General features: G+C 56.5%; 10 protein-coding genes. 8 read left to right on the top strand and 2 right to left on the bottom strand.

Translation table 11 applies throughout. The features are described from left to right. The first annotated feature begins 59 nt into the window (after positions 1-59). From phoB to QMG90_RS16600, 7 genes are all read left to right on the top strand, one after another. The gene (gene phoB / locus QMG90_RS16630; protein ID WP_038155175.1) at positions 60-749 is read left to right on the top strand and encodes a phosphate response regulator transcription factor PhoB; all 690 of its coding nucleotides are present in this window, start codon (positions 60-62) and stop codon (positions 747-749) included. A gap of 21 nt (positions 750-770) precedes the next feature. Beyond that, positions 771-2,066, top strand: coding sequence for a phosphate regulon sensor histidine kinase PhoR (phoR, locus tag QMG90_RS16625; protein WP_283280749.1), 1,296 nt, complete (start codon positions 771-773; stop codon positions 2,064-2,066). Positions 2,067-2,475: 409 nt separating this feature from the next. After that, on the top strand, positions 2,476-3,795 hold the full coding sequence (gene brnQ, locus QMG90_RS16620) for a branched-chain amino acid transporter carrier protein BrnQ (RefSeq protein ID WP_283280748.1): 1,320 nt from the start codon (positions 2,476-2,478) through the stop codon (positions 3,793-3,795). An 88-nt stretch (positions 3,796-3,883) separates the two neighbouring features. Next, positions 3,884-5,257: a proline-specific permease ProY gene (gene proY / locus QMG90_RS16615; RefSeq protein WP_283280747.1), complete on the top strand. Its 1,374-nt coding sequence runs from the start codon at positions 3,884-3,886 to the stop codon at positions 5,255-5,257. A gap of 142 nt (positions 5,258-5,399) precedes the next feature. Beyond that, complete coding sequence (malZ, locus tag QMG90_RS16610; RefSeq protein WP_283280746.1) at positions 5,400-7,184, top strand: maltodextrin glucosidase; 1,785 nt, start codon at positions 5,400-5,402, stop codon at positions 7,182-7,184. A 135-nt stretch (positions 7,185-7,319) separates the two neighbouring features. After that, the gene (locus QMG90_RS16605) at positions 7,320-9,920 is read left to right on the top strand and encodes a DUF2339 domain-containing protein (protein WP_283280744.1); all 2,601 of its coding nucleotides are present in this window, start codon (positions 7,320-7,322) and stop codon (positions 9,918-9,920) included. Then, positions 9,917-11,308, top strand: a complete 1,392-nt coding sequence (locus QMG90_RS16600; protein ID WP_283280743.1) for a DUF3999 domain-containing protein — start codon at positions 9,917-9,919, stop codon at positions 11,306-11,308. The genes QMG90_RS16605 and QMG90_RS16600 overlap by 4 nt, the downstream gene beginning before the upstream one ends. Before the next feature lie 49 nt (positions 11,309-11,357). On the opposite strand, the gene QMG90_RS16595 is transcribed toward QMG90_RS16600, so the two are convergent. Continuing rightward, positions 11,358-11,960 carry a peroxiredoxin C gene (locus QMG90_RS16595; RefSeq protein ID WP_038155161.1) on the bottom strand — a complete coding sequence of 201 codons (603 nt, stop codon included), beginning with the start codon at positions 11,958-11,960 and terminating at the stop codon, positions 11,358-11,360. A gap of 168 nt (positions 11,961-12,128) precedes the next feature. Next, positions 12,129-12,710 (bottom strand): ACP phosphodiesterase, encoded by a 582-nt coding sequence (gene acpH, locus QMG90_RS16590; RefSeq protein WP_283280742.1) that lies wholly within the window; start codon positions 12,708-12,710, stop codon positions 12,129-12,131. Positions 12,711-12,801: 91 nt separating this feature from the next. On the opposite strand from acpH, the gene queA reads away from it, so the two are divergent. Beyond that, a complete protein-coding gene (queA, locus tag QMG90_RS16585; protein ID WP_283280741.1) occupies positions 12,802-13,872 on the top strand; it encodes a tRNA preQ1(34) S-adenosylmethionine ribosyltransferase-isomerase QueA in 1,071 nt (356 codons plus the stop codon). The last annotated feature ends 10 nt before the right edge of the window (positions 13,873-13,882 follow it).

Raw genomic sequence — 13,882 nt, 5'->3', positions numbered from 1 at the left:
AAATCTGACGCATAATGGCGCCGCACTCTATAATTGCTACTAAAAATACAGGGTAAATAATGGCGAGACGAATTCTGGTCGTTGAAGATGAAGCACCTATCCGCGAGATGGTGTGCTTCGTGCTGGAGCAAAATGGCTTTCAGCCAGTTGAGGCCGAGGATTATGACAGTGCAGTGAATCAACTCAACGAACCCTGGCCTGATTTGATTCTGCTTGACTGGATGTTGCCGGGGGGATCGGGGCTTCAGTTCATCAAACATATGAAACGCGAAGCGATGACGCGTGAAATTCCCGTTGTCATGTTAACGGCGCGCGGCGAAGAAGAAGATCGCGTGCGCGGGCTGGAAACCGGCGCGGACGATTACATCACCAAACCCTTTTCTCCGAAAGAGCTGGTGGCCCGTATTAAGGCCGTGATGCGCCGTATTTCACCGATGGCAGTGGAAGAGGTGATTGAGATGCAGGGATTAAGTCTCGACCCCACCTCGCATCGCGTCATGACTGGCGAAAACCCGCTCGATATGGGGCCTACCGAATTTAAGCTCCTGCACTTCTTTATGACACACCCGGAACGTGTTTACAGTCGCGAACAATTGTTAAATCATGTCTGGGGCACCAATGTGTATGTCGAAGACCGGACGGTCGACGTTCACATTCGTCGTTTACGTAAGGCGCTGGAACTGAGCGGTCATGATCGCATGGTTCAAACCGTTCGCGGTACGGGCTATCGTTTTTCTGCTCGTTTCTAAAAATTTGACAGGAGTAGACCCGTGCTGGAACGGCTGTCATGGAGAAGGCTGGCGCTTGAGCTGATCTTATGTTGTATCCCGGCGTTCATTCTGGGGGCTATTTTTGGTTATCTGCCGTGGTTTTTACTGGCGGCGGTGACAGGGTTGTTAATCTGGCATTTCTGGAATTTATTACGTCTTTCCTGGTGGCTTTGGGTTGATCGTAGCATGACGCCGCCGCCAGGACTTGGCAGCTGGGAGCCGCTGTTATACGGTCTGCATCAGATGCAGTTGCGTAATAAAAAACGGCGGCGCGAGCTGGGAAGTCTGATCAAACGCTTTCGCAGCGGTGCGGAATCACTGCCGGATGCCGTCATCCTCACCACTGAGGAGGGCAACATGTTCTGGTGTAACGGTCTGGCACAGCAGGTGCTGGGGTTACGCTGGCCCGACGACAGTGGGCAAAACATTCTTAATCTGCTCCGCTATCCAGAATTTGCCCACTACCTTAAACATCGCGATTTCTCAAAGCCGCTGAATCTGGTGCTTAATACCGGGCGACATCTGGAAATCCGCGTGATGCCTTACAGCGAGCAACAGTGGCTGATGGTGGCGCGCGACGTCACCCAGATGCATCAACTGGAAGGCGCGCGACGCAATTTCTTCGCCAACGTCAGTCACGAGCTGCGTACACCGCTGACGGTGTTGCAGGGTTATCTCGAAATGATGCAGGAGCAGACACTGGAAGGCCCGTTGCGTGACAAAGCCCTGCATACCATGCGTGAGCAAACCTATCGGATGGAAGGGCTGGTCAAACAGTTGTTGACGTTATCGAAGATTGAAGCCGCGCCGAAAATGGCGCTGAACGACCGCATTGACGTGCCGATGATGCTGCGCGTGGTGGAACGCGAAGCGCAAACCCTCAGCCAGCAGAAGCATATCCTCCATTTTGAGGTGGATGATTCCCTGCAGGTAATGGGTAATGAAGAACAGTTGCGCAGCGCCATTTCAAACCTGGTGTATAACGCGATTAACCACACGCCAGCCGGCACGGAGATCACCGTTCGCTGGGAGCGGGTGATGCATGGCGCGCTGTTCAGCGTGGAGGATAACGGCCCGGGGATTGCGGCGGAACATATTCCGCGTCTGACCGAACGTTTCTATCGCGTTGATAAAGCCCGTTCGCGGCAAACCGGCGGCAGCGGCCTGGGGCTGGCGATTGTGAAACATGCGATCAGCCATCACGACAGCCGTCTGGATATTGAAAGTACCGTCGGCAAAGGCACGCGTTTTAGCTTTATCCTGCCGGAACGTTTGATTGCCAAAAAAGCCGGATAATCCTGGCGTTGTCAGCTTTTCTTTCCGGGACCAGCGCAGGCTGGTCCTTTTTATTTGCAGCTGATCGTAAATCTGATGGATTAATGCGCGTCTGATGTTTTTTTGTTCGCATGATTAGCCATAAGTTTTTTGTCTGACTGGCTGAAAAAGCTATGCCAGAAATTACTATTAGCATAATCATCTGGTTTCACGATCCCTCCTTGCTTTAAAACGTTATAAGCGTTTAAATTGCGCCCTTGCAGACTTTTACGCACTGCATTTGCGTGGTAATTCGAAAAACAATTCTTCGCCGCGCGTATTCGGGAGCATATCCCGCTGAGTTACCCATTTATTGCCGCGGTATTATCCCATCGGGAAAACGCGAAAGGTTACATTTTTACAACACCACATCCACAGGCAGTCAGACACTATGACCCATCAGTTAAAATCACGCGACATCATCGCCCTGGGCTTTATGACCTTTGCGTTGTTTGTTGGCGCTGGCAACATTATTTTTCCACCTATGGTTGGTTTGCAGGCTGGTGAACACGTCTGGATGGCGGCGTTTGGCTTCCTGATTACGGCAGTGGGGCTGCCGGTACTGACGGTGGTGGCGCTGGCGAAAGTCGGCGGTGGTGTGGACAGCCTCAGCACGCCGATTGGTAAAATCGCGGGCGTATTGCTGGCGACGGTCTGCTATCTGGCGGTCGGTCCGTTGTTCGCCACGCCGCGTACGGCGACGGTCTCCTTTGAAGTGGGGATTGCGCCGCTGACGGGTGACGGCACGATGCCGCTGTTCATCTATAGCCTGGTCTATTTCGCACTGGTGATCCTCGTGTCGCTCTACCCGGGCAAGCTGCTGGACACCGTCGGTAACTTCCTGGCGCCGCTGAAAATCATCGCGCTGCTGATCCTCTCTATTGCCGCTATCGTCTGGCCGGCCGGGCCGATCAGCCATGCGCTGGAAGCCTATCAGACCGCGCCGTTCTCCAACGGTTTTGTTAACGGTTATCTGACGATGGATACGCTGGGCGCGATGGTCTTTGGTATTGTTATTGTTAACGCGGCGCGTTCGCGTGGCGTAACGGAAGCGCGCCTGCTGACCCGCTACACCATCTGGGCCGGTCTGATGGCCGGTGTCGGCCTGACGCTGCTTTACCTGGCGCTGTTCCGCCTCGGCTCTGACAGCTCGCTGCTGGTTGATCAATCCGCCAACGGCGCGGCCATTCTGCATGCTTATGTGCAGCACACCTTCGGTGGCGCGGGCAGCTTCCTGTTAGCGGCGCTGATTTTCATCGCCTGTATGGTTACCGCCGTGGGCCTGACCTGCGCCTGCGCAGAGTTCTTCTCGCAATATCTGCCGTTCTCCTACCGCACGCTGGTGCTGGTACTTGGCGTCTTCTCGATGGCGGTGTCCAACCTTGGCCTGAGCCATTTGATCCAGATTTCCATTCCGGTGCTGACTGCCATTTATCCGCCGTGTATTGCGCTGGTCGTGCTGAGCTTCACCCGCAACTGGTGGCACGGTACCACCCGCGTGATTGCGCCGCCGATGTTTATCAGCCTGGTTTTTGGTATCCTTGACGGCGTTAAGGCGTCCGCCTTTGCGGAGATGCTGCCGGGCTGGACCGCGCGTCTGCCGCTGGCAGAGCAGGGGCTTGCCTGGCTGATGCCGACGATGGTGATGGTGGTGCTGGCTGTTATCTGGGATCGCGCTGCGGGCCGTCAGGTAACGTCAAACGCCCACTAATCCGGCGCAAACAGGGTTAAATAACCACGGGGTGTGAAACTCCGTGGTTTTTGTTTTTGATAATTTGGCATTTTTGGCAGTGGAGTCGATGGAAAGTACAAATAAGCTAAAACGCGGGCTGAGCACGCGCCACATTCGCTTCATGGCGCTCGGATCTGCGATTGGTACCGGGCTTTTTTATGGTTCGGCCGACGCCATTAAAATGGCCGGTCCGAGCGTGCTGCTGGCGTATATCATTGGCGGTGTCGCCGCTTATATCATTATGCGTGCGCTGGGCGAAATGTCCGTGCACAACCCTTCTGCCAGCTCCTTTTCGCGCTATGCGCAGGAAAATCTCGGCCCGCTTGCCGGGTACATCACTGGCTGGACCTACTGTTTCGAAATCCTGATTGTGGCAATCGCGGATGTTACCGCTTTCGGCATCTATATGGGTGTCTGGTTCCCGGCGGTGCCGCACTGGATCTGGGTGCTGAGCGTGGTGCTGATCATCTGTGCTATCAACCTGATGAGCGTGAAGGTGTTCGGTGAACTGGAGTTCTGGTTCTCGTTCTTTAAAGTCGCCACTATTATCATCATGATTGTCGCTGGTTTCGGCATCATCATCTGGGGCATCGGCAACGGCGGGCAGCCCACCGGTATTCACAATCTCTGGAGCAACGGCGGCTTCTTCAGTAACGGCTGGCTCGGGATGGTGATGTCACTGCAAATGGTGATGTTCGCCTACGGCGGGATTGAAATCATCGGCATCACTGCTGGTGAAGCGAAAGACCCAGAGAAGTCCATTCCGCGCGCCATCAACTCAGTACCGATGCGTATTCTGGTGTTTTATGTCGGCACGCTGTTTGTGATCATGTCGATTTACCCGTGGAATCAGGTGGGCACTAACGGTAGTCCATTCGTGCTGACCTTTCAGCACATGGGCATTACCTTCGCCGCCAGCATTCTCAACTTTGTGGTGCTGACGGCGTCGCTCTCCGCCATCAACAGTGATGTGTTTGGCGTAGGGCGTATGTTGCACGGCATGGCGGAACAAGGCAGCGCGCCGAAGGTGTTTGCCAAAACCTCGCGCCGCGGCATTCCGTGGGTGACGGTACTGGTGATGACTATTGCGTTGCTGTCTGCGGTGTATCTCAACTACATCATGCCGGAAAATGTGTTCCTGGTTATCGCCTCGCTGGCGACCTTTGCCACTGTCTGGGTGTGGATCATGATCCTGCTGTCGCAAATCGCTTTCCGTCGTCGTCTGCCGCCGGAAGAAGTGAATGCGCTGAAATTCAAAGTGCCGGGCGGTGTTGCGACCACCGTGGTTGGTTTGCTGTTCCTGGTGTTTATTATCGCGCTGATTGGCTATCATCCGGATACGCGCATCTCGCTGTACGTCGGCTTCGCGTGGATTGTCCTGTTGCTGGCTGGCTGGGGCATCAAAACACGTCGTCAGCGCCAGCTCGCTGAAAATAACTGACTTTTATCGCCCCTTTCTCAAACGGGAAAGGGGCGAATTTCTCCTCCCCCGGGCTCCTCCCCCCAATAAACCGCTTGATGATGAGTTATCCTTTCCCCGGCTATGGCATGGTGAAAGTATTTTGTAATGAGGGGATCTGACGATGTTGAAGGCCTGGCATCTTCCTGTTGCGCCGTTTGTTAAAGCGCACCAGGATCGACTGTCGATTACGCTGTGGCTGCGTGGTGACAATCTTCCGACACGGATAACGTTGCGTGCTGAACAGGATAATGAAGAACTGACGTTGCCGATGCACCGCCTGCGGCGCTCGCCGCACAACGGCGTAGTGGCCTGGCGAGGGGAGATCGATCTCACTCAGGGGCAGCCCCGTCGCCGCTACGGCTTTAAGCTGCTGTGGGATAATCGTCAGTTGTGGTTTTCGCCGCAGGGCTTCAGCCGCTTTCCACCTGCAAAGCTCGAACTGTTTGCCATCGATCTCCCCGATCATGGCCCGCAATGGGTGGCTGAACAGGTTTTTTATCAAATCTTTCCCGACCGCTTTGCCCGCAGCCGTTCGCGCCAGTCCGCACGGGATATTACGCTGCGCGACTGGGATGAACCGCTCACCGCAGAAGGGGCCGGATCGACGTTTTATGGCGGCGATCTCGATGGCATCAGTGAAAAACTGCCCTACCTGAAAACGCTGGGCGTCACGGCGCTCTACCTGAACCCGGTTTTTACCGCGCCGAGCGTGCATAAATATGATACGCAAGATTATCGCCACGTTGACCCGCAGTTTGGCGGTGATGAGGCGCTGCTACGCCTGCGGCATAATACGCGGCAGGAAGGCATGCGGCTGATCCTCGACGGCGTTTTTAACCACAGCGGCGAGTCGCACCCCTGGTTCGACCGGCATCAACGCACAGGCGGTGGAGCGTGTCATGATCCCGACTCCCGCTGGCGTGACTGGTACAGTTTTTCCGACGAGGGTCGTGCGCTGGACTGGCTGGGTTATCCGAGTCTGCCGAAACTGGACTATTGTTCGCCAGCACTGGTGGAGGAGATCTACCGTGGTGAAGACAGCATTGTTCGCCACTGGCTGAAGGCGCCATGGCAGATGGATGGCTGGCGTCTCGATGTGGTGCATATGCTGGGCGAAGCCGGTGGTGCGAAAAACAACCTCGAACACGTTGCGGGTATCACTCGCGCGGCCAAAGACGCGCAGCCGGAAGCCTACGTGTTTGGTGAGCATTTCGGTGATGCCCGCCAGTGGTTGCAGGCGGATGCAGAAGACGCGGCCATGAACTATCGCGGCTTTACCTATCCGCTATGGGGATTTCTCGCCAATACCGATATCTCTTACGATCCGCAGCAGCTCGACGCTCAGACCTGTATGGCGTGGATGGAAAACTATCGCGCCGGGTTATCGCATCAGCAGCAGTTGCGGATGTTCAACCAGCTCGACAGCCATGACACGGCGCGTTTTAAAACGCTGCTGGGGAAAGATGTGGCGCGGCTGCCGCTGGCGGTGGTCTGGCTGTTTGCCTGGCCCGGCGTTCCCTGCATTTACTATGGTGATGAAGTGGGGCTGGACGGCAATAACGATCCATTCTGCCGCAAGCCGTTTCCGTGGGACAAACGCCATCAGGATGAGAAACTGCGGGCGCTTTATCAGCGCATGGCGAAACTGCGTAAGAGCAGCAAATCACTACGCTATGGCGCCTGTCATGTGGTGTATGCAGAGGATAACGTGGTGGTGTTTCTGCGCGTCTGGCAGCAGCAGCGTGTACTGGTGGCGATCAACCGGGGCGACGCCTGTGAAGTCGTGCTGGAGAAAACGCCGCTGATGGCGGTCAACGCGTGGCAAAACCGCGAAGGAAAAGGCGTCATCCATGACAATATCCTGACGCTGCCATCGATTTCCGCCACGGTGTGGACGGGCAGTTAAGCGTAGCGTTCGCTGAGTTTCTCGCCAGTTTTTCCCGAAATGTTTTCTGATTTTCATCGCGTTTGAGTCGTGACTAAGTACAAATGGCACATTTTGTGCCACTGTAATGGGACTGCATACAGCGAAGGTGAAAACATGGATGAACTTCTTTTCCTTGGCAGCGTAATACTGTTTTTTGCGCTGGTGGTGGTGCCAGCGCTTGCCATTATTGCCTTCCGGCGAAGCGGAGCCATGCGGGATGAGCTGGCGATGCTACGCCGCCGTGTTGAGCAACTTGAGCAACAGAAGCCCGAACCTGTCCCGGTTCCGAAGCCTGCAACGGTTATACCGGCGGTACCTGTGCAGAAGGCGGAACCCGCGCCTGCACCCGTGCCGCCAAAAGTGGTGGACGCGAAACCCGCTCAGCCGGAAAAACCCACGGCGTTTGGCGGCATGGTTACCTCGCTGGCACGCTGGTTTATGCAGGGCAATCCGCTGGCAAAACTGGGGATTATCCTGCTGTTCGTCGGGCTCTCCTTCCTGATCCGCTATTCCGTTGAACATCAACTTCTTTCCCTCGAACTGCGGCTGGCATTAACGGCGCTGGCGGCGGTGGGACTCCTCGCCTTTGGCTGGTATCTGCGGCATAAACAGCGCGTTTATGCGCTGATCCTGCAGGGTGGCGGCACGGGCGTGCTCTATCTGACAGTTTTTGGCGCGTTCCGGCTCTGGGACATGCTACCCGTCTCGCTGGCGTTTGGATTGCTGGTGCTGATTTGTGCCGCCAGCGTCGGGCTGGCGATCCTGCAAAAGGCGCTCAGTCTGGCGATGCTGGCGAGTCTCGGCGGTTATCTGACACCACTGTTGCTCTCCACCGGAAGCGGGAATTATGTCGCGCTTTTCTCGTTTTACCTGCTGCTGTCGGTCGGTATCCTCGCCATCAGCGTGTGGCAGCACTGGCGCGAGCTGAATCTGTTAGGGCTACTGTTTACCTTTGGCGTCGGCACCTTGTGGGGTATTGATTCCTGGAAACCTGAGTATTACCTCAACAGCCAGCTGTTTCTGATTGCCAACATGCTGCTGTTTGGCGTGCTGAGCGTGGTGCTGTCGTTGCGGGCGCAGAGTCGCGGTCAGCGGGTGGTGGACGGCATTCTGCTCTTCGCGCCGCCGCTGGTGGGCTATGGACTGCAGTACGGTATCACTCAGCATATGGAATACGGCCCGGCGCTCAGCGCGCTGGCCTATGGCGGCGTCTATATGCTACTGGCCTGGCTGGCGCTCAAACGTTTTTCCCTTGGTGGCAAACCACTGGTGTTGGCGGCGCTGGCCCTCGGCGGCGCTTTTGTGACACTGGCGATCCCGCTGGCGCTCTCCGCGCGCTGGACGGCGATGGCCTGGGCGCTGGAAGGGCTCGGAGTACTGTGGCTGGGCGTACAACAGCAGCAAAGGCGCATGAGTATCAGCGGCACGGTACTGCTGATACTGGCGCTGGCGAGTGCGATAACCGCCTTTATGCAACCTTCCGGCGCGCTCACTATGATGATGATTTCACTGGTCATGAGCGCCTGCTGGCTGGCGGCGGCGTGGCTGTGGTGCGCGCTGCGTCGGGAAGTGAGCTGGGCACTGCTGGCAGGCGGGATCATTTTCTGGATCTTTACACTTTATCAGGCGACCGAACTGCTGCTGGATCACGAGCCTTATATTTATGCCGTGATGCTGGCGCTGCTCGCCGTTTCCGCCTGGATCTGGCGCTACGGCGGGATCCGCCTGGCATGGGCCGAAGTGGGCTATGCGAAATGGCTGTTGTGGCCCGCGATATTGTTATTGCTCGATTATCAGATAAGACACGGCGGCATTTTCACCGCTGGCCGGGAGAGCCTGACGTGGCTGGTGGCGCTGCCTTCCGCCATCCTGCTGTTGCGTCGGGATGAGGCGGAGCTGCGACGCCTCGCCTCGCAAGGCTTGCATTTATCGCTCTTCTGGATGCTGTTGCTGGCGCTGGGCCATGAGCTTTTCTGGTTTGTCCGGGCATTGCCGTGGGGAATGGACGCCTGGATGAGCGGCCTCGTGATGGCGGCGGGCGGTCTCGCCATCATGCTGGTGAATATCGCGCTTCGTCGTCAGTACTGGCCGTTCCGCGTCTGGCCTGAGCTGTATGGCGCGCTGGCAATGGCGCCCGTGGCTGTTGTGTTGTTGCTGTTGCTGATCGTGGCGAATTTTCAGAACGGCGTTGTTTTCCAGCAGCGCTATCTGCCACTGCTTAACCCGCTGGAAGAGGGCGCGGCGTTCGCGCTGCTGGGGTTGCTGGTGTACAGCCGTTTCCCGGTATCGCGCTTCCCGCGGCAGGTCGCTGCTTTCCGTCGTCTCATGAAGGTCGCGCTGCTGGCGCTCAGCTTCTGGTGGCTGAACGGGGTGCTGTTGCGTGCGCTGGCGTATTTTGGCGAGATCCCATGGTATCCCGAAAGTTTGTGGCATTCACGCCTGCTTCAGACCACGTTTGCCCTGTTCTGGATGCTGACAGCGCTGATTGTCATGCTGCGCGCCACCCGTCGCGCGTCGCGCTACGAATGGCTTTGCGGCGCGGTGTTATTGGGTGTGGTGATTGTTAAACTAATGCTGGTGGACAGCGCGCGCGGCGGCGGACTGGCGCGTGCTATTGCGTTTATCGGCGTGGCGGTGCTGGTCCTGATTATCGGCTACTTTTCACCTTTACCGCCGAGAGCGGAACCGGTCAAAAAAGCAGGAGAAGAACAATGAAATGGATGAAAAGCGTCATGCTGGGAGCGGCGCTCAGTGCTGCGATACCGGCATTTTGCGCTGAGGCTCCTGCGGAAACGCCGGGGGATTACGCCTTTGGCATGACGCTGGAAACGTCGGCATCAGCGCCCTGGTTTCGCATTGATTTACCCGCGCAGGTCTACCAGCAGACGGCGTGGCCGGATATGCGCGATGTGCGCGTCTTTAACCAGCAGGGTGAGACGGTACCTTTTTCAGTGGTGGTGCAGAAAACGGCTGCCACTGCTCCTGAGGCCATTCCACTGCGTGTTTTTCCGCTGACCGCGGCACCGCTCAACGTGAATACAGACACCCGACGCGCGCCGGAGACCATGGTGCTTCGCTCGTCGGGCGGTCTGGAAGTGCATCTGCAAAGCGAGGACGCCAGAAACGCCGGACAGAGCTATTTACTGGCGTTGCCTGATGCGTCAAAGGAGTCGCGCTATATTTCGCAGCTCAGGCTGGACTGGAAAACCCCGACCGGCAACTGGCAAGGTAAAGTTTCGCTCTATACCAGCCACGATCTGGACGACTGGACGTTGCAGGACGAGTCGGCAACGCTGATGGATCTGACCAGCGGTACCGACCGCCTGAAGATGGATCGCCTCAGTCTTTCAACCCGAATGTCGTCAGACAGTACGCGTTATCTGCTGCTGGTGTTTGCCGATCAAACCCCGCCGCTGACCCTCACAGGGGCTTCGGCGTTGCCACGTAACAGAGCGCTGGAAAACGATCAGGTCGTGCTGAAAAGCGCAGAAAAACGGGTGTCGGAAAACCAGGCGATTTACCAGTGGGCACAGCCGCAACCGCTGACGTCGATCGCTTTCACACTGGAGAATGGTTCGGTGCTGCCGGTGGAACTCGCCTGGCGCAGCGCGGAAAACGGTGCGTGGCAGCCCTTAACGAAGCAGGTACTTTATTCGCTGGATAACCGACGTTCAGAGCCGTTCCTGATGCAGGAAAGGGTGGTGCAGGCGATACGTCTGACGACGGTGAATGCCCATCTGCCGGAGACGCTGCCAGACATCTCCGGCCGTCGGGACCAGCTAACGCTGGTCTTTAATGCGCAGGGTAACGCGCCTTATCTGCTTGCCTGGGGGAATGGCGCGGCAGAAAACGTCAGCATCGCAATGAACATGCTGATCCCGGAGGCGCTGGAGAAAGCCTGGCCGCTGGAGGCGATTCCTCACGCAACTGCGCTGGAGCCAGTCACGCTCGGTGGCGAGGAGCGACTGACGGCGACTTCGGAAGCGGAACGCGCCAGTCAGTGGCAGACAATGCTGGTATGGGGGGCGTTAATTGTCGGTGTTGTGCTGTTGCTGGGCATGGCGTGGCGGATCTGGCGGGAAGTGAAGAACAAACCGGAATAGCAGGCACAAAAAAGGCTCGCGAGGCGAGCCTTTTCGTTAACGCTGTCGATTACAGTTTAGAGACGTTTTCGCTCAGGTACTTAGCAACGCCGTCCGGAGACGCGTTCATGCCTTCTTTCCCTTTTTCCCACTGTGCCGGGCACACTTCGCCGTGCTCTTCGTGGAACTGCAGCGCGTCAACCATGCGCAGCATTTCGTCGATGTTGCGACCCAGCGGCAGATCGTTAACGACCTGATGGCGCACGATACCGTTTTTGTCGATCAGGAAAGAACCACGCAGTGCAACACCTTCGTCCGGGTGTTCGATGCCGTAGGCTTTCTGGATTTCGCGCTTAACGTCAGCAACCATTGCGTATTTCACTGCACCGATGCCGCCTTTGTCGACAGGGGTGTTGCGCCATGCGTTGTGGACGAATTCTGAGTCGAAGGAAACGCCAACGACTTCAACGCCGCGTTTCTGGAATTCTTCGTAACGTTTGTCAAATGCGATCAGTTCAGACGGGCAGACGAAGGTGAAGTCCATCGGCCAGAAGAACACAACCGTTGCTTTGCCATTGGTGTGTTGTTTGAAATTAAATTTTTCAACAATTTCGCCGCTACCAAGAACAGCCGCAGCAGTAAAGTCAGGAGCCGGACGAGTAACCAGAACCATGGGGTTCTCCTTTACATTTATAAGGTTAATGGAACGCAACGCGGGCCAGTATAGAGAGTGGTATTGGTAAGCTCAACGTGATGCTGACAATCAATGAGACAGGTTTTACCTATCAATCGATTTTAAAAAACACCTGTACGATATCGAATTTGTGATAAAGCGCAAGTTTTAAAGTGCTCTTTTTCTCGCCTGCGCCATCATGCGCGGATAAAACCGCCAGAACCGATTTTCCAGTTCGTCATAGTGCGTATCCAGGTCATGCCAGGAGTCGCGCAGGGCTTCCAGTCGCGGGCGGCGACTGGCCATGCCGTTTAATACACGCTGAATAAAGTCCATTTCACGATAGCGTTCAAGCCAGCGCTCCGACCACAGATAGTCGTTCAGATTGACAAACCGCGGCGGGGAGTCCGGCAGGATCACGCTCACCTGTGCATGGGCATAGCGCACGAATTCTGCCAGCGGCATCTCCGGCGACAATCGTTCCCAGTGGCGGGACAGAAAATGATCCCACATCACGTCCAGCGTAATCGGCGCCACGCGGCGCGTTTGCGGGCGAAACCAGTCGCGCGCTTCTTTCACTTCCGGCAGGTTGTCGGTCAGCACGTCAATGCGACGATGCATATGAATACCGTCCACGACGTCAACCGGGTAGAGTTCGTCCGGGTTACCGCGCACAAAGTCGGCGAGCAGATTGCCGGGCAGTGAGCTGTCGGCAAGGTGGGCGAGATGTAAATGTGCAAGAAAATTCATGTGTATCTCTGTCCGGTAACGGCTAAGTGTTGCAGCGAAGAGGCGCGAGCACTAGACTAAGCCGCCTGTTTTTAAGTCACGAGTCTACGTCATGCGTGTTGCCGATTTCTCCTTTGAGTTGCCCGAATCCCTGATTGCCCACTATCCACAGCCTGAGCGCAGTAGCTGCCGCTTGTTATCGCTGGATGGGCCGACGGGCGCGCTGACGCACGGTACTTTCACCGATTTGCTCGACAAGCTCAACCCTGGCGATCTGCTGGTCTTTAATAATACCCGCGTGATCCCGGCACGCCTGTTTGGCCGTAAAGCCAGTGGCGGCAAGATTGAAGTGCTGGTCGAACGTATGCTCGATGATAAACGTATTCTGGCACATATTCGCGCCTCTAAAGCGCCAAAACCCGGCGCAGAACTGCTGCTGGGCGACGATGAAAGCATCAATGCCACGATGGTGGCCCGCCATGGCGCGCTGTTTGAAGTGCAGTTTAACGACCCGCGCCCGGTGCTGGATATCCTCAACAGCATCGGCCATATGCCGCTGCCGCCGTACATTGACCGCCCTGACGAAGATGCCGACCGCGAACTCTATCAGACCGTTTACAGCGAGAAACCGGGTGCGGTCGCCGCGCCGACTGCCGGTCTGCATTTTGACGAACCGTTGCTGGCGCGTCTGCGCGAGAAGGGCATTGAGATGGCGTTCGTAACGCTGCACGTTGGTGCGGGCACCTTCCAGCCAGTGCGGGTCGACAGCATCGAAGAGCACATTATGCATTCCGAATATGCCGAAGTGCCGCAGAGCGTGGTGGATGCGGTGCTGGCGGCGAAAGCGCGCGGCAACCGCGTTGTGGCGGTGGGTACCACTTCCGTTCGTTCGCTGGAGAGCGCAGCGCAGGCGGCAAAAGACGCACTGATTGCGCCGTTCTTTGGCGACACACAGATTTTTATCTACCCGGGTTATCAGTATCAGGTGATCGACGCGCTGGTCACCAACTTCCATCTGCCTGAATCGACGCTGATCATGCTGGTTTCCGCCTTTGCGGGCTATCAGCACACCATGCAGGCCTATCAGGAAGCGGTTAAGACGAAATATCGCTTTTTTAGTTACGGTGATGCGATGTTTATCACGTACAATCCGCAAGCCATTACTGAACGTGTCGGGGAATAATGCCGCGGCA

It is taken from the genome of Trabulsiella odontotermitis, from assembly GCF_030053895.1.
Classification (GTDB): Bacteria; Pseudomonadota; Gammaproteobacteria; order Enterobacterales; family Enterobacteriaceae; genus Trabulsiella; species Trabulsiella odontotermitis_C.
Note: the sequence above shows the minus strand (reverse complement) of the source record. Positions and strands in the feature narration are given on the sequence as shown.

Coding starts and splice junctions, on each gene's coding strand:
- proY (WP_283280747.1), top strand. CDS start 3,884: ATGGAAAGTACAAATAAGCTAAAACGCGGGCTGAGCACGCGCCACATT.
- brnQ (WP_283280748.1), top strand. CDS start 2,476: ATGACCCATCAGTTAAAATCACGCGACATCATCGCCCTGGGCTTTATG.
- QMG90_RS16600 (WP_283280743.1), top strand. CDS start 9,917: ATGAAATGGATGAAAAGCGTCATGCTGGGAGCGGCGCTCAGTGCTGCG.
- phoB (WP_038155175.1), top strand. CDS start 60: ATGGCGAGACGAATTCTGGTCGTTGAAGATGAAGCACCTATCCGCGAG.
- acpH (WP_283280742.1), bottom strand. CDS start 12,710: ATGAATTTTCTTGCACATTTACATCTCGCCCACCTTGCCGACAGCTCA.
- malZ (WP_283280746.1), top strand. CDS start 5,400: ATGTTGAAGGCCTGGCATCTTCCTGTTGCGCCGTTTGTTAAAGCGCAC.
- QMG90_RS16605 (WP_283280744.1), top strand. CDS start 7,320: ATGGATGAACTTCTTTTCCTTGGCAGCGTAATACTGTTTTTTGCGCTG.
- queA (WP_283280741.1), top strand. CDS start 12,802: ATGCGTGTTGCCGATTTCTCCTTTGAGTTGCCCGAATCCCTGATTGCC.
- QMG90_RS16595 (WP_038155161.1), bottom strand. CDS start 11,960: ATGGTTCTGGTTACTCGTCCGGCTCCTGACTTTACTGCTGCGGCTGTT.